General features: G+C 62.4%; 23 protein-coding genes. 9 read left to right on the top strand and 14 right to left on the bottom strand.

The genetic code is table 11. The features are described from left to right. Positions 1-50: 50 nt before the first annotated feature. The 3 genes from AC3Z8Y_RS08930 to AC3Z8Y_RS08920 all read right to left on the bottom strand — a co-directional run bounded on the left by AC3Z8Y_RS08930 (position 51) and on the right by AC3Z8Y_RS08920 (position 3,850). Positions 51-1,673, bottom strand: a complete 1,623-nt coding sequence (locus tag AC3Z8Y_RS08930) for a methyl-accepting chemotaxis protein (protein WP_181114546.1) — start codon at positions 1,671-1,673, stop codon at positions 51-53. A gap of 114 nt (positions 1,674-1,787) precedes the next feature. Further along, positions 1,788-2,558 carry a 3-hydroxybutyrate dehydrogenase gene (locus tag AC3Z8Y_RS08925; RefSeq protein WP_490089358.1) on the bottom strand — a complete coding sequence of 257 codons (771 nt, stop codon included), beginning with the start codon at positions 2,556-2,558 and terminating at the stop codon, positions 1,788-1,790. A gap of 83 nt (positions 2,559-2,641) precedes the next feature. Continuing rightward, entirely contained in the window at positions 2,642-3,850 is a 1,209-nt protein-coding gene (locus AC3Z8Y_RS08920) for a sugar transporter (protein ID WP_490089357.1), read from the bottom strand. Between the two features lie 307 nt (positions 3,851-4,157). Here AC3Z8Y_RS08920 and AC3Z8Y_RS08915 point away from each other — a divergent pair, with 307 nt between their 5' ends. Further along, positions 4,158-4,658 (top strand): Xre family toxin-antitoxin system antitoxin, encoded by a 501-nt coding sequence (locus AC3Z8Y_RS08915; protein ID WP_490089356.1) that lies wholly within the window; start codon positions 4,158-4,160, stop codon positions 4,656-4,658. Next, a complete protein-coding gene (locus tag AC3Z8Y_RS08910) occupies positions 4,655-5,149 on the top strand; it encodes an RES family NAD+ phosphorylase (protein ID WP_490089355.1) in 495 nt (164 codons plus the stop codon). Before AC3Z8Y_RS08915 ends, AC3Z8Y_RS08910 begins: the two co-directional genes overlap by 4 nt. Positions 5,150-5,172: 23 nt before the next feature. Here AC3Z8Y_RS08910 and AC3Z8Y_RS08905 read toward each other — a convergent pair whose 3' ends face one another. Further along, positions 5,173-6,222, bottom strand: coding sequence for an NAD(P)H-dependent flavin oxidoreductase (locus tag AC3Z8Y_RS08905; protein WP_490089354.1), 1,050 nt, complete (start codon positions 6,220-6,222; stop codon positions 5,173-5,175). Between the two features lie 124 nt (positions 6,223-6,346). Between AC3Z8Y_RS08905 and AC3Z8Y_RS08900 the strand changes: the two genes are divergently transcribed. Then, entirely contained in the window at positions 6,347-6,802 is a 456-nt protein-coding gene (locus AC3Z8Y_RS08900) for a MarR family winged helix-turn-helix transcriptional regulator (protein WP_490089353.1), read from the top strand. Positions 6,803-6,890: 88 nt separating this feature from the next. Here AC3Z8Y_RS08900 and AC3Z8Y_RS08895 read toward each other — a convergent pair whose 3' ends face one another. The 5 genes from AC3Z8Y_RS08895 to AC3Z8Y_RS08875 all read right to left on the bottom strand — a co-directional run bounded on the left by AC3Z8Y_RS08895 (position 6,891) and on the right by AC3Z8Y_RS08875 (position 13,802). Continuing rightward, a complete protein-coding gene (locus AC3Z8Y_RS08895) occupies positions 6,891-8,756 on the bottom strand; it encodes a feruloyl-CoA synthase (protein WP_490089352.1) in 1,866 nt (621 codons plus the stop codon). A gap of 52 nt (positions 8,757-8,808) precedes the next feature. Then, complete coding sequence (locus AC3Z8Y_RS08890; RefSeq protein ID WP_490089351.1) at positions 8,809-10,257, bottom strand: aldehyde dehydrogenase; 1,449 nt, start codon at positions 10,255-10,257, stop codon at positions 8,809-8,811. Positions 10,258-10,325: 68 nt separating this feature from the next. After that, entirely contained in the window at positions 10,326-11,156 is an 831-nt protein-coding gene (locus tag AC3Z8Y_RS08885; protein WP_181114565.1) for a p-hydroxycinnamoyl CoA hydratase/lyase, read from the bottom strand. Between the two features lie 81 nt (positions 11,157-11,237). Next, on the bottom strand, positions 11,238-12,452 hold the full coding sequence (mhpT, locus tag AC3Z8Y_RS08880; RefSeq protein WP_490089350.1) for a 3-(3-hydroxy-phenyl)propionate transporter MhpT: 1,215 nt from the start codon (positions 12,450-12,452) through the stop codon (positions 11,238-11,240). Between the two features lie 15 nt (positions 12,453-12,467). Then, positions 12,468-13,802 carry an alginate export family protein gene (locus AC3Z8Y_RS08875; protein WP_490089964.1) on the bottom strand — a complete coding sequence of 445 codons (1,335 nt, stop codon included), beginning with the start codon at positions 13,800-13,802 and terminating at the stop codon, positions 12,468-12,470. Positions 13,803-13,869: 67 nt separating this feature from the next. Here AC3Z8Y_RS08875 and AC3Z8Y_RS08870 point away from each other — a divergent pair, with 67 nt between their 5' ends. Together AC3Z8Y_RS08870 and AC3Z8Y_RS08865 are read left to right on the top strand one after the other, a co-directional pair. After that, positions 13,870-14,013 (top strand): hypothetical protein, encoded by a 144-nt coding sequence (locus AC3Z8Y_RS08870; protein WP_490089349.1) that lies wholly within the window; start codon positions 13,870-13,872, stop codon positions 14,011-14,013. 162 nt (positions 14,014-14,175) lie between these two features. Continuing rightward, complete coding sequence (locus tag AC3Z8Y_RS08865) at positions 14,176-14,625, top strand: hypothetical protein (RefSeq protein WP_490089348.1); 450 nt, start codon at positions 14,176-14,178, stop codon at positions 14,623-14,625. Between the two features lie 9 nt (positions 14,626-14,634). On the opposite strand, the gene AC3Z8Y_RS08860 is transcribed toward AC3Z8Y_RS08865, so the two are convergent. Then, positions 14,635-15,567 (bottom strand): 5'-nucleotidase, encoded by a 933-nt coding sequence (locus tag AC3Z8Y_RS08860; protein ID WP_490089347.1) that lies wholly within the window; start codon positions 15,565-15,567, stop codon positions 14,635-14,637. A 184-nt stretch (positions 15,568-15,751) separates the two neighbouring features. On the opposite strand from AC3Z8Y_RS08860, the gene AC3Z8Y_RS08855 reads away from it, so the two are divergent. After that, positions 15,752-15,979, top strand: coding sequence for a hypothetical protein (locus AC3Z8Y_RS08855; protein WP_490089346.1), 228 nt, complete (start codon positions 15,752-15,754; stop codon positions 15,977-15,979). 25 nt (positions 15,980-16,004) lie between these two features. On the opposite strand, the gene AC3Z8Y_RS08850 is transcribed toward AC3Z8Y_RS08855, so the two are convergent. Continuing rightward, positions 16,005-16,514 carry a ferritin-like domain-containing protein gene (locus AC3Z8Y_RS08850; protein ID WP_181117839.1) on the bottom strand — a complete coding sequence of 170 codons (510 nt, stop codon included), beginning with the start codon at positions 16,512-16,514 and terminating at the stop codon, positions 16,005-16,007. A gap of 130 nt (positions 16,515-16,644) precedes the next feature. Beyond that, the gene (locus tag AC3Z8Y_RS08845; protein WP_181117838.1) at positions 16,645-16,869 is read right to left on the bottom strand and encodes a DUF2188 domain-containing protein; all 225 of its coding nucleotides are present in this window, start codon (positions 16,867-16,869) and stop codon (positions 16,645-16,647) included. Positions 16,870-17,067: 198 nt separating this feature from the next. Here AC3Z8Y_RS08845 and AC3Z8Y_RS08840 point away from each other — a divergent pair, with 198 nt between their 5' ends. Next, on the top strand, positions 17,068-17,655 hold the full coding sequence (locus tag AC3Z8Y_RS08840; RefSeq protein ID WP_490089345.1) for a flavin reductase family protein: 588 nt from the start codon (positions 17,068-17,070) through the stop codon (positions 17,653-17,655). Positions 17,656-17,712: 57 nt separating this feature from the next. Here AC3Z8Y_RS08840 and mqo read toward each other — a convergent pair whose 3' ends face one another. Then, on the bottom strand, positions 17,713-19,359 hold the full coding sequence (gene mqo, locus AC3Z8Y_RS08835; RefSeq protein WP_490089344.1) for a malate dehydrogenase (quinone): 1,647 nt from the start codon (positions 19,357-19,359) through the stop codon (positions 17,713-17,715). A gap of 166 nt (positions 19,360-19,525) precedes the next feature. Continuing rightward, complete coding sequence (locus AC3Z8Y_RS08830; RefSeq protein WP_490089343.1) at positions 19,526-20,200, bottom strand: polysaccharide lyase family 7 protein; 675 nt, start codon at positions 20,198-20,200, stop codon at positions 19,526-19,528. Positions 20,201-20,830: 630 nt separating this feature from the next. Here AC3Z8Y_RS08830 and AC3Z8Y_RS08825 point away from each other — a divergent pair. Then, positions 20,831-21,499: a polysaccharide lyase family 7 protein gene (locus tag AC3Z8Y_RS08825; RefSeq protein ID WP_181123035.1), complete on the top strand. Its 669-nt coding sequence runs from the start codon at positions 20,831-20,833 to the stop codon at positions 21,497-21,499. 381 nt (positions 21,500-21,880) lie between these two features. Continuing rightward, positions 21,881-22,765 (top strand): manganese catalase family protein, encoded by an 885-nt coding sequence (locus tag AC3Z8Y_RS08820; RefSeq protein ID WP_181117833.1) that lies wholly within the window; start codon positions 21,881-21,883, stop codon positions 22,763-22,765. Positions 22,766-22,781: the final 16 nt, after the last annotated feature.

Genomic DNA, 22,781 nt, shown 5'->3' with positions numbered 1-22,781 from the left:
GAAATGGAAAGGTTTCATTGCTCCGATGCCGGCCAGGAATAGCCGGGTGGCTACATGTGGAAGCGGGCTACCATGGCCTGCAGCTGGTGCGACAGAGTAGACAGCGACTGGCTGGCCGCGTCGATCTGCGCGGCGCCTTCGGACGTTTGTACTGACAAGTCGCGGATGTTCACCAGGTTGCGGTCGATTTCCCGCGCCACCGATGCCTGTTCTTCCGACGCGCTGGCGATCACCAGGTTGCGCTCGTGGATCTCGCCCACGGCCTTGGCCATTTCGTCCAGCGCGGTACCGGCAACCTGGGCCTCGTGCATGGTGGTTTGCACCTGCTGCTGGTTGGCTTCCATGGTCGCCACTACCGTCGAGGTGCCGGCCTGGATTGCGCCGACCATTTCCTCGATTTCCCGCGTGGAAGCCTGGGTGCGCCCGGCCAGCGCGCGCACTTCGTCCGCGACCACGGCGAAGCCACGGCCTGCCTCCCCGGCGCGTGCGGCCTCGATGGCCGCGTTGAGGGCCAGCAAGTTCGTTTGCTCGGCGATGCCGCGGATCACGTCCAGCACCTTGCCGATTTCCTGCGAGCGCCCCGCCAGTTCACGCACCTGCCCGGAGGCACTGACTGCGTTCTGGCTCATGCGCTGGATCGACTGCAACGTGGTGTCCACGCGCTGGCGACCCTGCTGAGAGGACTTGGCGCAGTGCTCCGAAGCGTCGGCGGTAGACGTGGCATTGCGCGCCACTTCCTCTACAGCGGTGGTCATCTCGGTCACTGCCGTGGCGGCCTGCTCCACTTCCTGATGCTGGCGCCCCAGGTCGTTGGCAGTCTGGTGCGTAATGGCGGTCATCTGCTCCGCTGCCGCGGACAACTGGTGCGAGGAATCGCCGATCAACCGCAAGGTGTCGATCAGGCTTTGCTTCATCACTGCCAGCGCCTGCAGCAACTGCGCCGGTTCATCCTCGCCCTCGGGCTGGATCGCTGCGGTGAGGCGGCCATCGGCAATCTGCCGCGCCACGTCGATCGCATGGTTCAGCGGTCGCACGATACTGCGGGTCAGCAGCCACGCCAGCAACACGGTGAGCGCAAACACCACTACCAGCGCGATAACGGTGGCGCGGACCGCCACGTCGTAATCGGCGCGGGCCTGCTCGGTGAAGCGCGCCGCATTGTCGGCATTGATCTTGACCAGCGCATTGAAGAGGTCGCCGGTTTTGTTGGATGCATCCTGGATAGGGCCGTTGAGCACCTTGAGCATGCCATCGGTATCGTTGGCTTCAGACAGGCGCTGATAAGCATCCAGCTGGGTGTTGTAACCCGCCACCACTTGCTGCATCTGCGCAAAGGCCTCGCTGGCCGCAGGCGTCTTCACCGTCTGGTACGCAGCCATGGACTTGTCCAGTTCGCCGCGCAGGAACAACAGCCGGTCCACCGTGGGTTTAAGCACGGCGGGGTCGCGGTTCATCATCATGCGCAAGGTGATTACCCGGATGCCCAGCTGGTTATCACGAATCTGCGCGATATAGCGGGTGCCCGCGTGCGAGGTTTCTTCGGTGTACACCACCGCTTCACGCATGCGCGTGATCTGGTGAATGGAAAACAGCCCGAACGCGAGCATCAGTAATGCGATCAGGCCAAAGCTGACCAAGGCACGGGTAGCGATACGAAACCGGTTGAGTTGCATGCGAAGCTCCTTCTTGATGCCTGTTGATCGGCCGAGCGGCGCAAAAGATGAGCCGTTTGCGGCCAGGTAGCATCAAAATATTTCAGCGACCCGCGCGCAAAGGCGCTAGCGCGGTTATCGGGCTGTCCAGCCGCCGTCCATGCTCCAGGCCGCCCCACGTACCTGGCGAGCGGCATCACTGCACAGAAAGGCCACCAGCTCGCCAAGCTGTTCAGGCGTCACGAACTCTAGCGACGGTTGCTTTTCAGACAACAATTCCGCTTTCGCCTGCTCCGCGCCCAGGCCATTGGCCGCCTTGGCATCGATCTGCTGCTGCACCAACGGCGTAAGCACAAAGCCCGGGCAAATAGCGTTGCAGGTAATGTCCAACTGCGCCGTTTCCAGCGCCACCACCTTGGTAAGCCCTACCACGCCATGTTTGGCGGCCACGTACGCCGCCTTGCCAGCCGAACCCACCAGGCCATGGGCCGAGGCGATGTTGACAATGCGCCCCCAGCCGCGGCTTTTCATGCCAGGCAGGCACAGGCGGGTGGCGTGGAACACCGAGGAAAGATTGATGGCGATAATGGCGTCCCAGCGCTCTATGGGGAACTCCTCCACCGGGGCCACGTACTGGATGCCAGCGTTGTTGACCAGGATGTCCACGCCACCGAACGCCGCTTCGGTGGCGTGAATCAGTGCGGCGATGTCTTCAGGCTTGCTCACATCCGCCGGGTGGTGGATGGCCTCGGCGCCGAGCGCCCGTACTTGCTCCAGTGCGGGCTGCGGGTCACCGAAGCCGTTGAGGACCAGCCTGGCCCCGGCCTTTGCCAATACCTGGGCAATGCCCAGGCCGATACCACTGGTGGACCCGGTAACCAGGGCGGTCTTGCCGTGCAGGTGCATGCTGTTCTCCTTCAACGCCGACTATGCCTACACGGTAGCGGGGCCGCGCCAAGGCGCCAGCGTCGAAGGAAAAAAACCGCTCCCTAGTGCAAGGCGACCGGCGCGGCGCCCGGTTGCGGCACGGGTACGCCATATCGCCGGGTAGCCCATGCGCACAACGCAAGCCCGCCCACCGCGAGCGCACCACCCACGAGCCCTACGTGGCCAACACCCAACTGGCTGGTAACCACGCTGCCCAGCAGGGCGCCGCCGCCGATGCCGATGTTGTAGATGCCCGAATGCAACGCCATGGCCACGTCGGTGGCATCCGGCGCCAGGTTCAATACGCGAGCCTGAAGCACCAGCCCGAAGCACATGATGAAAATCCCCCAGAGGCCGCTCTGCAAGGCCAGCAACGGTAATGTGCCCGCCACCGGCGCCATCGCCAGCAAACACACCGCCAGGCCGCCGATAACCGTAAGCAGCAGCCCGCGGGGGAAGCGGTTGTTGTAGCGGCTGAACAGCAGCGAGCCGAGGATGCCGGCCCCCCCAAATACCAGCAGCAGGCCCGTGGTGGTTTCACCCCGCAGCTGAGCCACCAGCGCCACGAACGGCTCGATATAGGTGTAGGCGGTGAAGTGAGCGGTGATTACCAGTGCAGTAAGCACGTACTGGAACATCAGTGCCGGCCGCTTGAACAGCACCGGCAGGCTGCGCAGCGAACCGGAGTTCTGGCTGGGCAGCGCTGGCAACGCGCGCACCAGCACCACCAGGGTGGCGCAGGCGGCTATGCCGATTGCCGCGAACGTGGTGCGCCAACCAAAGGCTTCGCCTAACACCCTGCCCAAAGGGATGCCTAGCACCATGGCCAGGGATGTGCCGGTGGCCAGCAACCCCAAGGCCTGCACCTGGCGCCCGGGCGGCGCCACCCTTACCGCCAGCGACGCAGTGATGGACCAGAACACCGAATGAGCGAAGGCGATACCGATCCGGCACGCTAGCAGCATGGCGAAACTGTTGGCGAACGCCGACAGCAGGTGGCACACCACGAAGATGCCGAAGATGATCACCAGCAACCGCCGCCGCTCGATGTTGCGAGTAAGCAGCATGATCGGCAAAGAGATCACCGTCACGATCCAGGCATAGACCGTGAGCATCAACCCGACCTGGGCAGTGGTCATTTCAAAGCTGCCACCGATGGCCGACAGCAACCCCACCGGCACGAACTCGGTGGTATTGAAGATGAATGCCCCCAGCGCCAGGGCGATAACCCCCAGCCAGCTGTCGGAGCCGGACGTTGCCTGTGAACTCATGTTACTCACTCTGAATCAGGGCCCGCCCAGCAGAGCGCCGGTACGGAACGACGGAACAAGATCGCCCAACGCCTGGGCACGCGCACGCCGCTATGGACCATGGGCCAGAGCACGTGTGCGGTCTGATTATTATGAGAGGCATCGCGCGGGGTATTTGCAGGGCGATGCTACCTTGGGTGGGTGGGGTGGGTAAATGGATCGATTGCAGATCTGCCCACATCACTACAGGCGCTGTTACACATCTACGCTTCCTGCTCTGCCATCTGGCGTTATGATCGCGTCAGATGTCGTAACAAGGAACCTGTTCATGCGAAACAGCACCCCGGCGTTGAAAACCAGCAGAGTTGACCCCTCAGCTCGCAGCCGTCCGGAACGGGTCGGCAAAAACCCTGTGGAGCTTTTGCTTCATGGCCGAAGCGGCGACACCCGTCTGGCCATCATTCAGTACACCAAGGAAGGATTCAGCCTCACCGACGTGCGCAATATGCTCTCCACGTCGCAGCTCTATATGGAACATGGGCTGGTTCAACGCATTACGGGCAAGTCGCTCAGGACTGTCCAACGTCTTTCCAAAGGGGGCGAGGCTGTTCGGCTGAATCAACAGCAGAGTACCGTCGCGTTCCAGTATGCCCACACCCTGGAGCACGCCACTCGTGTGTTCGGTACACAGCAACTCGCTGAAGACTGGCTGAAAAAGCCATGCAGGTATCTGGACGACAACATTCCACTCGAGCTGATCGACAACACCTTGGGCTTCCAGGTGGTCGAGGACTATTTAACCCGTGTGGAATATGGGGTCTACCAATGAACCCTTTGCCATGGGACGGGCGCTGGCATGCCTGGCGGCTGGATCGGGAAAATTACAAAGCCAGCTGGGACAGCGGTATCGGTGCTCAAGTTACCGGGGGGCGGTGGAACCCACCCGGTCGCCGCGTGGTTTACGCCTCTGCTGACCCGTCTACGGCCATCCTTGAAGTAGCCGCGCATGTTGGCTTCGATGCCTTGGACATGGCGCCGTTCGTCCTCACCTGCTTCGAGATAGAGGACCCGTCCTCGATCGCCGTCATACAACCGGAAGATTTACCGAACCCAAATTGGCTGATTCCCTCCCAGCCTTCGCCGAATCAACAGCAATTTGGTGATGCACTTCTAGCAGAACATGAATTCGTTCTGCTTCCATCAGCTGTCACGCGTCACTCCTGGAACCTACTCCTGAGTTGCGAGCTCGCTGCCGGCAAATTCAAACTGGTTTCCCAGGAACGCTTTGCGCTTGATACGCGCCTGCTCGCTATGCGCTGACGCTCTGGGCTATGACCACAGGGTTACCGCCCTACCCCCATCTCCTCCACCAACACCCTCACCAACTCGCTCGCCGGCAGCGCCCGCGCCAGCGGTGCGCCCTGGCCGGCCCATTGCACCGCGAATGCATCGCTGCCTTTGGCGGCAGCCGCAGCGGCGAGGGCTTTCTGGGCGTCGTAGGCCAGCGGGTAATCCGGAATGCCGGCGCTACCCAGGCTTGTGGAATTGCGATTTACCAGGCCTCTCGCCGGGCGGCCGGAGATGGCCGCGGTAATACGGGTATCGTGGCCTCGCGGCCCCACCAGCGCCTCACGATAGGCCGGGCTGGCGGCCGATTCCGGGCAGCGAATGAACGCCGTACCCAGCTGTACGGCGCTGGCGCCAAGGTCGAAGCAGGCGCGGGCGGCTACGCCGTCCATGATCCCACCCGCTGCTATCAGCGGCAGGTTCACTCGCTGGGCAAGCAGGCGGACCAGCGCCAACGTGCCTAACTGAGTATCCCGGGCAGGGTCGAAAACCCCACGGTGGCCGCCAGCTTCGTAACCTTGGGCAATCAGCGCGTCCACGCCCGCTGCCACGGCCTGCTCGGCTTCTTCCAGGGAGGTGACCGAGCACAGCAGCATGGCGCCGGCTGTTTTCAGTGCTTCGATCGCCTCGGCCCCCGGCAGGCCGAAATGGAAACTCACCGCCGCCGGGCGCGCGTCCAACAGCACCTCCAGCATGGCGTGGTTGCCCACGAAGGTTCGGTAGATTTCCTTCATGGCAGCGGGCGGGGTAGCCCCGAATTCCGCGAACAAAGGCGCCAGGCCTTGAAGCCATTGGGCGTCCACCTCCGGTTGCGCCTGGGCGGGTGCGTGGCAAAAGAGGTTGAGGTTCAACGGCGCGCTGGTGAGCGTGCGTGCCTCGGCGAGCATCGCACGAGCCTGCTCGGAACTGCTGGCGCCCAGCCCCAGCGACCCCAGCCCGCCGGCATTGGACACCGCTGCGGCCAATGCCGGCGTGGAGACGCCTACCATGGGCGCCTGGATGATCGGCACGGTGATGTTCAGGCGCTGCAAGAGTGAATCCGGCATGGCGAGGGCTCCCGATGAAAATGCTGTGCCCAAGGGTAACCGCTTTTACTCCCGGCGCCAGTGCTTGCGCGGATACAGGGGAAATCCGTTACACTCCATAACGAGTTTTCCCGAGCCTGGCCCCATGACTGCTGACGCTATTGCCCCCACCCTCACCTCCGCCGTGCCCGGCCTCGATGACCTCGTGGGCTATGCCTTGCGGCGCGCGCAGATTCAGGTATTCCAGCACTTTGTCGAACAGCTTGCGGCCTATGACTTGCGCCCGGCGCAGTTCTCCGCCTTGGCGATCATTCACGACGCACCAGGAATTACCCAGGCAGAGCTTGCCCGTGGGCTGGCCATCGAGCCGCCACAGGCAGTGCCCCTGCTGAACAAGCTCGAGGCGATGGGCCTGGCCGCGCGCATTCGTAGCAAGGCGGATAAACGCTCGTATGGCTTGTACCTGAGCAAGGCGGGCGAAACGCTGCTGAGCGAGTTGCAAGAGGTCGCCGCTCGAAGCGACGCAGCCGCTACCGCGAACCTCAACGATAGCGAACGTGCGCAGCTGTTAGGTCTGCTGCGCAAGGTGTACGGCGGGTAATTCGCAGGTTTCGCCTTTCCACAAGGCTTCCACAGGCACGCCTGGCTCACCCTGTGGACCTGGCTTAGCCCGGGAAGCAGCGTACGCTTTACACAGGCTGCACTTTCAGCGGGTGGTCACCTGTGTACAGTGTATCGATCAAGGCGGCGCGGTGCTCGTGCACGGCGCGCTGGTTGATCGAGCCCTTGTCAGTGATTTCGCCACGATCGATCGACGGCGGTTCGCTGGCAAAAGCCGCCCAGGCCAGGCGGCTGGCGCTGCCGGTGGCGTCGCGGTTCAGCCGCTGCAACAGGTTGGCCAACCACTGGCGCAGCGGCGCGCTGCGCAGTACCTCGTCGTCCGACTGCCCCTCAGCCAGCCCGGCCAACGCCCGACATTCGGGCATTCGCGGGAAAATCAGCAGCCCCAACTGCTCCCGGTCCGGCGCTAGCACCACCACGTCCAGCACATAAGGCGCGCCCTCTAGGATCACCCGGGTACGCAACGGCCCTACGCTTACAAATACGCCGGAGCTCAGCTTGAAGTCCTCGGCGATTCGGCCATCGAACATCAACCCTTGCTGCGGGTCGGCGGGGTCGGCCAGGCGCAACGCGTCACCGGAGCGGTAAAAGCCTTCCTCGTCGAACGCCGCCTCGCTCTGCGCCGGGGATCGCCAGTAGCCCGGCATCACATGAGGGCCGCGAAAGCGTGCCTCGTACTTGCCGTCTACCGGGGCAAGTTTCACTTCGCAACCCGGGGCGGGCAGCCCCACATACCCGGCCAGCGACAGGGGCCCGGTAGTGAAGGTGCAGGACGGCGAGGTTTCCGTCATGCCTAGCCCGGCCATCATGCGGATCCGCTCGCCACAGTGAGCGATGGACACCCGGTCCAGCCGATCCCAGATAGCCTGGGACAAGCCGGCACCGGCAAAGAAGAACAGTTTGATCCGCGCGAAGAAACGCTGGCGCAGCGCCGGGTCGATTTCCAGTGCCTTCACCAGTTCCTCCCAGCCTTTGGGCACCGTGAGGTACGCCGTAGGGGAGATCTCGCGCAGGTTCGCCAAGGTGTGCTCGAACGCCTGCGGGGTGGGTTTGCCGTCGTCGATGTATAAGGTGCCGCCGTTGTAGAGCACGATGCCCACGTTATGGCTGCCGCCGAAGGTGTGGTTCCAGGGTAGCCAGTCCACCAGCACCGGTGGCTCCTCGGCAAAGGCAGGAAAGGTCTGCAACAGCATCTGCTGGTTGGCGCAGAGCATGCCTTGGGTGGTGATCACCCCCTTGGGCAAATGCGTGGAACCGGAGGTGAACAGGAACTTGGCGATGTGTCCGACGGTAAGCGCGTCGAATGCAGCGTCGGCGCTGGCGGGATCGCTGTCACCGGCCAGATCGTCAAATATCAAGTAATCACGATGGGGAAGCTGACCTTGGCCGAGGATCACCGGCACGCCTTCGGGGATCACGGCGCTGACAGCACCTTCGTAGGCGCCGTCTGCGGCATACACCAGCCCAGGGTGGAGCGTTTCCACGATGTGCCGTAGCTTGCCGTAGTCTTTTGAAACCAGCGAATACGCCGGCGACACCGGGCAATACGGCACGCCTACATACAATGCGGCCGTGGCCAGCACCACGTGCTCGAGGTCGTTGCCGGAGAGGATCACCAGCGGACGCTCCGGCCCCAGGTGCTGCTCCAGCAGCCAGGCACCCAGGCGGCGGGCCCGTTCCAGCATGCCGGCATAGGTGATGCGCTGCCAGGCGCCAGTACCGTCCCGGCGGGCGACGAACGTACGCTCGGGCGCCACCTGCGCCCAATGCCGCAAGCGCTCCATCAGCCGCTGCGGGTAGGGGGCCAGGGCTTCAGTGGAATGTAGATACAAGGTGTCGCCTTCGCGCCGAACGCTCACGCCCGGCTGGCCGATGGCGACCGCGCGCAGCGGCGCCTGGAGCGCCTGCGGGGCGCCCAGTACGGAACTGTCCATTTTTCGCTACCTCTGCTGCCGCCCGGCCTGGCCAGGCGGCGCGTAATGGGGCTCAGATCGGGTAATGGCGGGGGCCGTGCTGCACCGTGACCCAGCGCAACTGAGTGAACTGCTCGACCGCCGCCTGGCCACCAAAGCTGCCGTAGCCGCTGGCTTTCACGCCGCCGAAAGGCATCTGCGCTTCGTCGTGTACCGTGGGCCCGTTGATGTGGCAGATGCCCGATTCCAGCCGTTGCGCCAGCGCGAGGGCGCGGGTGACGTCGCGGCTGAAAATGGCAGCGCTAAGCCCGAACGGTGAATCGTTGGCGGCCGCCAGCAAGGCCTCATCCCCTGCCGCGCGAATGACTACCGTCACCGGGCCGAACGACTCCTCGTGGTACAACCGCATGTGCGGCTGCACCCGATCCAGCAGGCTGGGCTGCAGCACGCTGCCGTCGCGGCTGCCTTCCAACACGGCAACGGCCCCCTGGGCCACGGCCTCGCTGACCATGCCAGCCACGCGCTCGGCCGAGGCCGCATCCACCATAGACGCCAAGGCGCATTGGGTATCCTCGGGCGCACCTGCCCGCACGTCACGCAAACGGCCCGCCAGCTTGTCCACGAAGGCATCGGCCACGCGTTCGTCCACCACCAGCCGCTCGGTGGACATGCAGATCTGCCCCTGGTTGAAGTACCCGCCGAACACGGCCGCATCGACAGCGGCGTCAAGGTCGGCGTCATGCAGCACCAGCAGCGGCGCCTTGCCGCCCAACTCGAGCAGCGCCGGCTTGAGGTGCCGCGCCGCCAGTTCGCCCACTACCCGGCCCACACGCGTGGAGCCGGTGAAATTCACTCGCCGCACCGCCGGGTTGGCGATCAGCCGCTCGACAATGGCTGGCGCGTCGGCGGGGGCGTTGTTGATCACATTCACTACGCCATCGCCCAGCCCTGCTTCGTGGAGCACCTGGCCGATCAGGCGATGAGTACCGGGGCTGGCTTCCGAGGCCTTGAGCACCACGGTGTTGCCGCACGCCAGGGGCATGGCGATCGCGCGGGTAGCGAGGATCACCGGCGCGTTCCAGGGGGCAATCCCCAGCACCACGCCTACGGGTTGGCGCAACGCCATGGCGAGGCTGCCAGGCACGTCCGAAGGGATGACCTGCCCCTGGATCTGGGTCGTCATGGCGGCTGCTTCACGCAGCATGTTGGCGGCCAGCTTAACGTTGAAGCCGAACCAGTCGGCCTTGGCGCCGGTTTCGGCGGCCAGCGCCATGAACTGTGGCTGGGCGGCTTGCAGTGCATCAGCTGCCCGAAGCAAGCGGGCACGGCGCTCGCCCGGCGGCAACGCGGACCAGGCCGCGAACGCCTGGCTGGCGGCCGCAACCGCTGCGTCCGCATCTTCCAGCGTGGCGGCACTCACCACCGACACCACCTCGCCCGTGACCGGGTGGCAACGCTGGAAGGTCTTTCCATCACTGCTCGGGCGGGCCTGGCCGCCGATCAGCAGGGGCACTTCGAACATGGACATTCCTCTTTGTTATCGTTGTCGGGAATTGCCAGCGGCCGGGCGCTCGGGGCGCCCTCCTCGCCTTACCGCTTGTACGCCTGCAGGCCCGGCTTAATGCTCTTGTCATCCAGGAATTGCTTGAGGCCTTGCTCACGGCCGCGCTCAGGGTCGCGCAACTGCGCCTGATCGAGCTTGGCGTACAGGTAATCCTCGTTCTGCTCCCAGGTCAATTCCCGGCAGCGCTTGAAGCCGTTCTTGGCGGCCCGCAGCACCACGGGGTTCTTGTCGAGCAGGTCCTGGCACAGCAGGATCACTTCCTCGCGCAGCTGCGCCAGTGGCACGCTCTTGTTCACCAGGCCCATGCGGGCGGCTTCCGGCCCCTCGAAGGTCTTGCCGGTCATGATGTAATACAGCGCCTGGCGATGGCCCACGGTATCGGCCATGGCCTTGCTCACCAGGTTGCCAGGCGGGATCCCCCAGTTGATTTCGGACAGGCCGAAGGTAGCCTCATCGGCGCAGATGGCCAGGTCACAGGCCACCAGCGGGCTGAAACCCCCGCCGAAGCACCAGCCGTTGACCATCGCAATGGTGGGTTTGCTGTACATGCGCAGCAGCTTCCACTGCCACTCCGAAGCATCGCGGCGGATACGCTCCTGGAACACTTCCGGGGCGGCGTCGACTTCGCGGAAGTATTCTTTGAGGTCCATGCCCGCGGTCCAGGCGGTGCCAGCGCCGGTGAGGACCACTACGCGCGCATCTGCGTCCTGTTCGAGGGTTTCCAGCACGTCGCGCATTTCGCGATTGAGCGTGGGGCTCATGGCGTTGCGTTTTTCGGGCCGGTTGAAGGTGACCCAACCAATGCCGTCTTCCACCTGCACAGTCACGGTTTGCCAGCGGTTGTCGTAGCTGCCCATCACACACCTCTTGTTCGTTGTTGTAGCGGTGAAGCGACGTTACGCCGCCCATATAGTTATGTCAATTAACGATTATTCGAATTATCTATCTGAGAGCGCGGGAATGGCCTGCGTAACTTCGCGGGTGGCGCGCTGGCGCAATAGGCCCAGGGCCGCGACGGCAGCGATTACCAACCCCGGCGCTGCCGCCCCCAAAAGGCCTCCAACCCCTGCCCCGGCGGCGAGTATCTGCCCGGCAGCCAATGGGCCGGCCATGGAGCCCAGCCGCCCGACCGCAACGGCAGCGCCCACGCCCGTGGCGCGACAGGCAGTTGAGTAAAGCGTGGGCGCCAGCGCATAAAGCACCAGTTGCCCGCCGATGGCGCAGTAGCCCGCCAGGCAGCCCGCGGCGAGCATCCAGCCGAACTGGCTGAACAACCCGAGGCCAGCCAGCGCTGCCAGCATGCCGATATAAGCCATTGCCACCGCGCCTTTTGCCCGGCCTTTGTCCATCAGCCGCCCAGTAATGAAAGAGCCCGCAGCCCCGCCCAGGTTGAACAGCACCTGCACCGCCCCCGCCTGCGGGCGGCTGAACCCTTGGCCCATCAGCAGCGAAGGCAGCCAGTTCAGCAGCATGTACAGCACGGTAAGGGTGAAGAAGCACGCCAGCCACAGCAGCAATGTGCGGCTGGCCCGGCTTTCGCCAAACAGCCCTTGGCCAACGCCGACGCGCACCGCCGCCCGGGCGCTGAAGGCTCGTGATTCGGGCAGCCACCTGCCCAGTGCCGTCGCTACCAGCAGGGGTGCCACGCCGCCGGCATAGAACACCACATGCCAATCGGCGCCCGCGCCGCTCAGGCCGATCAGTGAAGCGACGGCGCCGCCCAAGGGCACGCCGCAATAGGTAAGGCTTACCGCGGTGCTGCGCCAGCGAGGGTCAACCGCCTCCGAGGCCAGGGCGATCAGGATCGGCAACGCCGCGCCTAGCCCGAGGCCGGTCATCAGCCGGGCCAGCAACAGGCTGTGGAAATCCCACGCATACGCTGTACCCAGCGAGAACGCTCCGAACAGCAGCACAGCGCCTACCAGCACCCGCTTGCGCCCGGTACGGTCGGCGAGCCAGCCGCCCATGAAAGCGCCTGGTAGCAAACCCAGCAGCCCGGCGCTGAACACCCAACCGAGCATGGCAGGAGTGAGCTCGAACGCCTTGGCCAGGTGTGGCGCGGCAATACCCGTGGCCTGGAGGTCGAAGCCTTCAAGCAGGGCGGTTACGAAACACAAGGTGATGGTCAACTTGGAACGAGGCATGGCGGTCATGACAAACTCCTGGTTCTAGAATCGGAAGGTGCCGCGCAGGGCTACGAACGAGGCGTCTTCGCCGCCGGCATCAGTGATGGCTGAGCCCACGTCGTAGTACTTGCAGTCCAGGTCGAAGGTGGTGTTCGCGCTCGCCAGCCAGCGCAGGTTGGCGCGGTAGATGGTGCCCAGGTGGCGGCCGCTGTCGCGGGTGCCTGGCAGCATGCTCATGCCGGGCATGTACACGCCGTCGTTGGCGTTTTCTTTCCATACTGCGAATACGCCCGGCTCCAGCCGCAAGCGAGGGTGCGGTGAAAACGCAAAGGTAGGGCCCACGATCACGATGTTGGCCAGGGTGGTGAGGCTGGCCTCGCCGTACACGCCGTTGCGCGGGTACAGCGGATCGAAGGTGCCAACGCGGCCATCACCCGCGGCGTCATCCCCGCTGGCCACGTCCACGCGCAAACCCAACCGGGGACGCAGCGGCCCACCGAAGGTATAGCCAGTGTCCGAGGACACCGCCCAGGCGCGGATGGATGCCTCCCCCAGATGGCCGAACTGGCCTACCAGGTCGGTGCTCCAGTCGAATCCATCAGCCTGGCCGAACAGTCGCGTGCCCACGCTGTAGCGTTTTTCGCTGCCGGTCACGGCAGTGAGCGTGCGCTCGCGGGTTTCCAGGCCGAAGGCGTACAGGTCGGCGTTCAACGGCCCGGCGACAGGTGAGGTGGCGTACACCCCGTAAAACTTCACGGCGTTATCGCTGCCATCGTCGAAGCTGTCCGTGGCATCGACCGCGACCGGGCGTACCGCAAAGGCATCGAGCTTGCGGCCCGGCGCGAGGGCCAGGCTCAACCGAAGGCCATCGAAGGTCTGGCGCACGTTCGGGGTATCGCGATACGTCACCAGTACCTGGCTGCCATAGGCCATTTCCTGCCGCCCTACCCGCGTGGTCAGCCGGCTCGCGCCCAATTGGGTGTTGATGTCGATAAAGGCCTGGCTCAGCTCGTTACGGCCTTCGTCCGAGGGGGAGTACAAGTCCTTGCCAAACACTCGCGTGTTCTGCAGCTGCACAAAGGCCCGTACGGCGTCATCAAGCAGGTGAAGGTCGGCATGCGCCTGCAGCCGCTGCATGAAGTAGCTGTCATCGTTCACGCCACGCAAGCCGAAGAATGGCTTGTCGAGCACATCGGCCCGGTAGCGCAATTCGGCGCCGAACTGAGCCCACGCGCTGTCGCTAAGGCGCACGTAGCGAAAGGGGTCGAAGGGGTCGGTACGTTTGGCCTCCTCATCAAGAAACCGGTAGTCCTCGCTCCAGCGAGGCGCTCCGGGCCGGGAAGGCCGTGACTGTTCCAGCGGGTTATCGGCGGCCATCAGCGGCTGGGTACAACCGAGCAGGCACAGCGCAGCCGACAGCGCTCGCGCAAGGGATAAAGGCGCCATGGCGAATCCTTTGTTGTTTTTATGGATTTGGATAACACAGCTAATGGTTATATTTATTAACGTTATCGCCGTCAAGGGCAGTCTCGGTCCCATCAGCCTGAAGGCGGGCGATTACCGCACCGCCCGCTTGATGGCCGCTTGATGGCCGCTTCGCTGTGACACGCGTCACAAACCGGCCAGCGAAACGGGCCAGCGGTCTGGAAAGGGGGTTGCAGTGAAGACTGAAACGGAACCCGCCGAAGGAACACCCGGTCGGAAGCCGGTCTATGAAGTCTCGGCGCTACCACGCCGAAGGAGGATAAGGGTGCACATCGAACGGTTGGCGCTGATGCTGGAGATGCTCGAGGAGCTTGCCTCGGGCCGTTGGCAGGTAAGCCGCAAGGGCTACGCCGGCTCAAGCCACCGGCGGCCGTCCTTTCTGCCGGATGTATGGGTCACGTCCATGGATGACCCGCTGGGCCATGCCGCTTGCGCGATTGGTTTTGCCTGCCTGGATGCCCGCTTCGAGGGCCTCTACCTTGACGGGTTGGAGCCCTGTACTCGCATTGCCGGTACGGCGCGGGCCCATGCGCGGCTGGCAAAGGGCTGGGAGGCCGTGTGCGCGTACTTCGGCGTGAGCGAACCGCTGGCCCGTGAGCTGTTCGGCCCTGACCGCTCGCCAGGCTCGATCGCTGACGTGCGTGACTGGTTGCGTGCGCTTCTCCACACCCCTGCGGCTGACGCCAACACCGCTCGCCACGCCCATTGCGGCTGACCCACGGGGTTACCCCGGCTTGTTGGCGATGCCGAACGGCACATGCACCATGGGAATATTCCCGGCGGCCGACGCCAGATGGCTGCGCTGGTCATCGAAAAACATGTGGGGCTTGAGCACCGACAGCACGCGCGACTTTTCCATGCCGCCTAAAAAGAACGACTCATCCGGCGACACGCCCCAGCTGTTCAAGGTAGTCACCACCCGCTCGTGAGAGGGAGCATTGCGTGCGGTGACTATCGCGATACGCAGTATCTTGCGGTAGGTGGGGTCCTCGCTCAAACGCTGTTCTTCAAGCTGCTGCAAGAACGCCAGCTTGCGAAAAAGGTCGGCCAGGGGCCCGGGTTGATGGGCAATGGCGCGCTTCTCGGTTTCGTAGGTCTGGAATTCGGCAACGTCCAAGTTGCGCTTGAACACGGTCTCAGCCTCGTCATCGGCGATCACCCCATCGAAGTCGAACGCCACGCGCAGCTCAGTGTCGATTTCGTCATCGAAGACCTTCGAAGGCAAGACGACCCCGGCAGGATAGTCCGCGTCGATCGCCCGCTGCACATCGCCTTCATTCGCGCTGAGAAACAGCGAGGCATTGAACGCAGGAATGTATTCGTGGGGCGAGCGGCCAGTCATGAAGGCGGCGCGGCTGATGTCCAGGCCATAGTGGCGAATGGAACGGAATACCCGCACCCCGGTTTCCGGTGAATTGCGCGACAACAACACCACCTCCACCGGCGACTCGGCCGCGAACCAGCGGTTAATACTCAAAAACCGCCGAATGAAAGGAAAGGCCACGCCCTTGGCGAACGGCTCGTCCACATTGCGCTGCTGGTGCAGCCGATAGGCTTCCACGCCCTCGCTCAAGTACACCTGATGGGACTCTGACAGGTCGAACAGCGCGCTGGAGGCAACGCCGATGACCAGCTTTTTTTCGATGGGGTACGGCATAGGCCTCTGCTGGCAGTGAATGTATTCGCAGGCTGTGCCCGCTCCCGGAGCATATCCCAATCACGCGCTGTGATCGGCGGCATTCAAGCGCGCACAGGGCAAGCCGATAGTGTTAACGAGCCCAGCGTGAGGGGTGGCCTGTCAGGCTGCCGCGGGGGTTTGCAGATACGCCGGAGGGCGCGCAATGGAACACAACAATTTCGTGGGTTCTTACACCCAGGCGCACAAGAGCCTGATGAACCTGTTGAGCGATGGCGTAATGGCGCGGCTGGCCCGCCCCAGCGAACCTGAACAGGCGGCTGCCGAAGAGGCATCCATGAACGCCGCAGAAGCCGCATCGTTCTATTTCCGCAGCCGCACCAGCAAGCGGTGCGGCTGCGCCCAGTGCAAGGCCGTGCGCGCGGCCATGTAATGCTGGCACCGGCTTCCCACGCTTTTTAGCGCTTGGCTTCGAGGTCCGGGTGCTCCGACCGTCCAAGGAACTGCTGGGTGGTCGGTGCCAGATGCTCCAGAATCCACTGGGCCATGGCTTTCTCCTGCTCAAGGATCTTCTCGCACTCCGTGGCCGTTACGTTATCGCCAGCAGCCTTGGCAGCCGCGATGATTACCGTGTAGGTCGCGATCTCGAGATTTTCGAACACGTACCCACTCATCGAGCCCTTGATCACTTCGTCCGGCATGGTCATGCCAGCCATCGCCTGACCGAACGCCATGAGCTTGCCGCCGATGTCCTTGAGTGTCGATGGGCTGCCACCCAAGCGTTTGATCGCGCCATCGACGATGCCCTGCTGCCAGCGCGTTTCTTCGATGTGCTGCTGAATACGTTGCTTGAGGTCCGGGTAATGCTCCAGGCGCTCAGCCTGCGCGGTGAGCATCTTTTCCGCTTGCTGCTCCATGGCGTGCGCGTCTTTAAGCCAATCGAGCAAGTTGTCTTGTACCGATGCCATGTAGATGTCCTCCAGGTTGGCTTGAGTCGGGTCAATGCCCACTGCTAAGGGCTACAAAAGCAGACCCCGGTAACTCCGGCCGGGCTTCGTTGGATTGGCGATAGCCAGACCGGCGGTGGTCAGGGGTTGGTCAGCCTTTGCTGCGCCGCGGATCAGCACTGCGCGGGTAGGTGCGCTCTTCCTGAATGGTGCCGTCGCCCTTGTGGATCTTGAGCGAGGCGGTCTTGCCTTCCAGGAACGTGGCGGCCTCTTCCATCAAGGCGTCCTTGGTGGGCGCGGTGCGGGAAGCTCGAGCGGCACCTTCTTTTTTCAATTCCCAGTGATCGCCGGCTTTAGTGACGTGATAGTTATCCATGTCGCTCTCCTGATAAGTGCCTGCGGTTGTTCAGGCCTTGACTGTGTAGAGGCGCCAAACAAGCGGCAGTTCGAACGGATTTGGGTTCGCCGATCGGCCTGGCGCTCCACAGCCCGCCACTTCAGGGGGGCTGAAGGCGGATCTAACCGCCTGGCCGACAGTCACACGCATGCTTCGAAACAAGCACGAGGACTATGAATGAACGATTACATTGCCCCTGTACCGCTCGAAAAAGCTTATCGGTTGCTCAACCACGGGCCGACCGTGCTGGTATCTGCCCGGCATGACGGGGTAGACGATGTGATGGCTGCGGCCTGGGCATGCGCGCTGGATTTCGACCCGCCCAAGCTCACGGTGGTACTGGACAAAAGCACGCGCACGCGCGGCCTCGTAGAGCAGGCAGGAAGCTTTGTGATACAGGTACCGACCGCCGCGCAGGCCCAGCTTACCCATGACGTGGGCAACCGGTCGCTGAACGATGACCCTGCCAAGCTCGACCGCTGCGGTGTGTCCCTGCAGGCGTTCGAGGGGCATGACCTGCCATTTGTACAGGGCTGCTGCGCCTGGTTGGCTTGCACGTTGATACCGGAGCCGCATAACCAGGCCACCTACGACCTGTTCATTGCGCAGGTAACTGGCGCCTGGGCAGACAGCCGGGTATTCCGCGAGGGGCACTGGAAGTTCGAAGAAGCCGACCCTGCGCTGCGCAGCCTTCACTACGTGGCAGGCGGGCAGTTTTACGCGATTGGAGAGCCTATAGTCGCCCGCCACGCCAGCGAGGCGTAAGCGGGGAAAGGAAGGCCCGGCGGAGTCATCAGGGATGTCGCCCCGCCGGGTAATGCGTTACAGCGCGATGTCTGCGGCAGGCGTTGCGGCGGCCGGAGCTGCCGGAGCGTTGGCAGCCGGTGCCGCAGCGGTCGCTTGCTCGATAGCCGGCGGGGTCGCCAGTTGCAGGGTTTTGGCCGTGTAGGCCCATTCCTCGGCAACGCGCTGGGGGCTGTCGTTCAAGTGGGTGCCATAGCTGGGCACGATCTGGTGGAGTTTTTCCTGCCAGGCAGGCGTAGCCACTTTGTCCTTGAACACCTTTTCCAGCACGGTGAGCATGATCGGCGCGGCCGTCGAAGCACCTGGCGATGCGCCCAACAGGCCGGCGATGCTGCCGTCGGCGGAGCTCACAACCTCGGTACCCAACTTGAGCACGCCGCCCTTCTCTTCGTCCCGCTTGATGATCTGCACGCGCTGGCCGGCCTGCCACAGGCGCCAGTCTTCCTTCTTCGCGTTCGGGAAGTATTCACGCAGCGCGTTGAAGCGGTCCTCGTCCGACAACATCAGCTGGCCAGCGAGGTACTCCACCAGCGGGTACTGCTCGATGCCCACCTTGGTCATGGGCCATACGTTGTGTGGCGTAGTGCTGGTGAGCAGGTCCAGGTACGAGCCGTTCTTCAAGAACTTGGTGGAGAAGGTGGCGAAGGGCCCGAACAGGATCACGCGCTTGCCATCCAGCACGCGGGTGTCCAGGTGCGGTACCGACATGGGCGGTGCGCCAACCGATGCCTTGCCATAAGCCTTGGCCAGGTGCAGATCGGCAACGCTCGCGTTGTCGGTCACCAGGAACGAGCCGCCTACCGGGAAGCCTGCGTATTCCTTGGCCTCAGGGATACCCGACTTTTGCAGCAGGTGCAGCGCGCCGCCGCCAGCACCGATGAATACGAAGCGTGCGTCGGTTTCGCTGACGGTGCCGTCTTTCAGGTTCTTGTACTCGACGTGCCAGCTACCATCGTCGTTACGCTTGATGGTTTCCACTTCGCTGGACAGCTTGAGCGAAAAGCCCGGCTGTGCCTGCAGGTGCACAACAAACTGCCGAGTGATTTCACCGAAGTTCACGTCGGTACCGATCGGCGACCAGGTGGCGGCGATCTTTTGCTTCGGATCGCGGCCTTCCATCATCAGCGGCACCCACTGTTTGATCTGGGCGGCGTCTTCGGAATACTGCATGCCAGCGAACAGCGGGCTCGCTTTCAGCGCTTCGTAGCGCTTTTTAAGGAAGGCGATGTTGTCGTCGCCCCATACGAAGCTCATGTGCGGCGTGGAGTTGATGAACGAGCGCGGGTTCTTCAGCACATCGTTACGCACCTGCCACGACCAGAACTGGCGGGAAATCTGGAAGGCTTCGTTGATCTCGACCGCCTTGGCGATCTCGACGTGGCCGTTTTTGTCTTCCGGCGTGTAATTCAGCTCTGCCAGCGCGGAATGGCCGGTACCGGCGTTGTTCCAGCCGTTGGAGCTTTCTTCAGCCACGCCATCAAGGCGCTCGACCATTTCCATCGACCAGCCAGGTTCCAGCTCGTTGAGCCAGATGCCCAAGGTAGAACTCATGATGCCGCCACCGATCAGCAGCACATCCACCCGCTTTGCCTCGGCCGCGAGGGCGGAACCACTGGCGATCGAAACGGCCAGGGCCAGCACCGCCCCGCTTGCTTTCTTCAACATATTCACTTCCACGATAATGAGGCCTGCACCGCGCGCGCAGGGCTTCCCGATCAACAGGGATGCCTGTAATCGGCTGGCTGGCCGCCAGCGCGCGCAAGGCTAAAGGCAAAGGCTTTCACGAAGCTTTCACCAGCCTTTCATTTGCCGGGGAGCACCGGCGCGTGGGTCAGCTTTTATGCTTATGGGAAACCGACAGGTTTTCGAAAGTGACCCGGCCGCCTTCGCTGCTGTAGCCGGAATTATCCTGGGTGTATACGCCAGCCTTGAAGTACAGCGGCTTTTCCTTCCACTTGGAGCTGAGTTCGGTATTCCAGCCGTAGTTGGCGGCAACCACGCTCAGCTTGCCGCTTTTGGTCAAGGTGATCACGTAGGAGAACGCTTCGTTGAGCGGCACCTTCTTGGCAATGGTGATCACCGTGGGGTCGTCCTGGCTCGGGGTTTTACGCAGCTTGGCCACGATATTGCCCAGCCGATCATCATCCATGTACTGATACTCGACCTTGAGCAGTGGGTCATTGCTGCTGTACTGGTGGATCTGGCCGATAACGATCTTGCCACTGGAGGGCACTTTGTTCACGGTGAGCTTGGCGCGCAGGTAATTATCCGCTTCGGTGTATTTCCAGTTGCGCAGGGAGCCGTCAGCGTAGGTTTCGCGCAGCTCACTGCGAGGGTATTTGGCGCTTGCGGTGGTGGACCCGGTAACGGGCGCCCAGAAATAGAGCTTGCTACCATCCTTACGGAAGTATTTGTCCTTGTACCCCTTCACCAATGAAGGCGTTTCGATGGTCTTGGCGGGGGAGCCCACAGGGATGCTGAGGTTCCAGGTGGAGAGATCGATCATGTCAGGCGTTACCAGTGATTCGGCACATCACACGTCGGTGTGCCGAGTGCGGATAAGACCTAGCACCATCCTGGCGCTAAGCGGGGCGGCCGCTTTATATATAGATGAAAGAAAATTGTTAATGATGGCACGCCTTACGTTTGGCGCCTGAAAAACGGCAATGCAGCGCAGCCCGCTAAGTACGGGCGCTTTCAGTGACTGACCGTTCGTCGGCTACACTGAACGTTAGGCATTTATGACAATTGGCCATTACTGGTGGCATTTAGATAGCATTTGGACCAAATCGACCGTTAACGAAGCGGCGAGTTGCAACGAAGCCCGCTTATTTAACAACCGTCCGTCGGTTCTTCGCTTTATAAATTCGGGGCTTTGCCGGTTGAATCCACGCGAGCGCCAATTTATAGACGCCAAGGATCCAGCGCAAACCCTTGAAAAGACTGAGGGATGCCATATTGCCACTACTGCCTCCATTGAAGGCACAAAGCTATCATTGCCACCTATAAGCCGAAATTCTGGCGAACCCCCACAAATACGGGCCCTTCAGCCTTCCCGATCATTGCCGAAACAACAAGTAACCAGATGGTGAGCAGCGTGCTTGCCGGCCCCCTTGTTACGTATTGGAGTTGTTTCATGATCGCACTGGACACTTGGAACCTGAGCATCCCCGTTGGCAGCCCGGCCATCACCATCGACACCCCTAAATTGGCCAGCGGCTATACCGACGGCTTCTTCAAGTCGGGCGACACCCTGTTCTTCTGGGCTCCGGTAACCGGCACCACGACCAAAAGCGCCAAGTACCCGCGTACCGAACTGCGCGAAACCAAGGCTAACGGTAGCCTGAACAACTGGAAATACACCGCTGCGGACAATATGTTGCGTGCCGCCGTGGCTGTGAACCAAGTGCCTTCCACTGGCAAGATCGTGATCGGGCAGATTCACTGCAACGGCAGCACCGAGCCGATGCTCAAGCTTGAATACCAGTGGAAAGACGCAGGCCGCCTCGGGAACATCGTCGCCAAGTTCCGCGCTACCCCGGACTCGGAACCAGCGGTGATCACGGTCGCCGAGAAGGTGCCGATGAATCAGCGCTTCACCTACACCATTCACCTGACGCCCACCGGCAGCCTGACGGTCAACGCAGCAGGCTTCCAGTGGGGCACCAAGGTTGCCACCAGCTGGGCTTCGCAGGATTTGTATTTCAAGGCTGGCGTGTATACCCAGGACAACACCGGCTATGCCACCGAAGGCGGCGCCGCTACCTTCTACAAGCTGGCCATCGAGCACAACCCTAAGGGCTGATGCTCCTCGCATTCCACGCAACACTACTTTGGCCTGTCTTCGGACAGGCTTTTTTTTGCCTGAAGAAAAAGACCGGCACCGCGTGGCGTCTGCGTTTGTGGCCGATCATTGAGCACTTGCATCATCACGATAGGTTTTTTAAATGAACCATCGTCCCAGATAGCTCCCTATATCCATGTAACCAAGAAATTGATCATTTGGTTATGAAAGCAAAGTTACAAACACTGGGACGCTAAAGATTAGGTAAGTAGTTGGCCTGCTGAAGCGAAGCCTGGAGTACGGCACAAGCAGCCATGAGCTGCGCGATGCCACAAAAGGGGAACCAGGCAACGACCTGTAATGGAACCTTTTTCAAACCCGTGACGAACCGAGGACGAAAGTATGTTCATACATAACAAGCGTCTGCAGTATACCGTACGTGTTGCCGCGCCTAACCCGGGCCTGGCCAATTTGATGCTCGAACAATTCGGGGGCGCCCAAGGGGAACTTGCGGCCGCCATGCGTTACTTCACCCAGGCAGTGACCGAGGAAGATCCAGGCCGTAAAGATATGCTGTACGACATTGCCACCGAAGAACTTAGCCACCTTGAAATCATTGGTTCCATCATTGTGATGTTGAACAAAGGTGCGCGTGGCCAGTTGGCTGAAGGTGTACAGGAAGAAGGTGAACTCTATCGCTCCCTGACCGGGGCGGGTAACGACTCCCATATCACCAGCCTGTTGTATGGTGGTGGCGCCGCGCTGATCAACTCGGGCGGTGTACCATGGACGGCAGCCTACGTGGACACCATCGGCGAGCCTACTGCCGACCTGCGCTCCAACATTGCGGCTGAAGCACGGGCCAAGATTGTGTATGAGCGCCTGATCAATGTGACCGACGATCCAGGCATACGCGATGCGCTGGGCTTCCTGATGACCCGCGAAGTGGCTCACCAGATGTCGTTCGAGAAGGCGCTGCACGCCATTCAACCGAACTTCCCTCAAGGCAAGCTGCCACCCAAGCCTGAGTTTGCATCGGTGTACTTCAACATGTCGCAAGGCGACGACATGAAAGGCCCTTGGAACACTGGCGAAAATGCGGTGGATACTTGGGAAGTACGCGAAGCCACCCCGGCCGTAGACGGCGGCGATGGCTTGGCAACTGTGGACCTGCCCCCGCAAGATCTGGAAGTGGTAGAAGCCATGAAGTTGCGTACCGCTTCTAACCCCGATGCAGACCCGATGACCGGGGCTGATCTGGGCAAGCTGGGCGCTCTCAAGAAGTAAGTTGTAATGCGTGAAG

The sequence above is a fragment of the Pseudomonas sp. 3MAES_34.3B genome, assembly GCF_058145875.1.
This window is presented reverse-complemented; position numbering and strand designations above follow the sequence as displayed.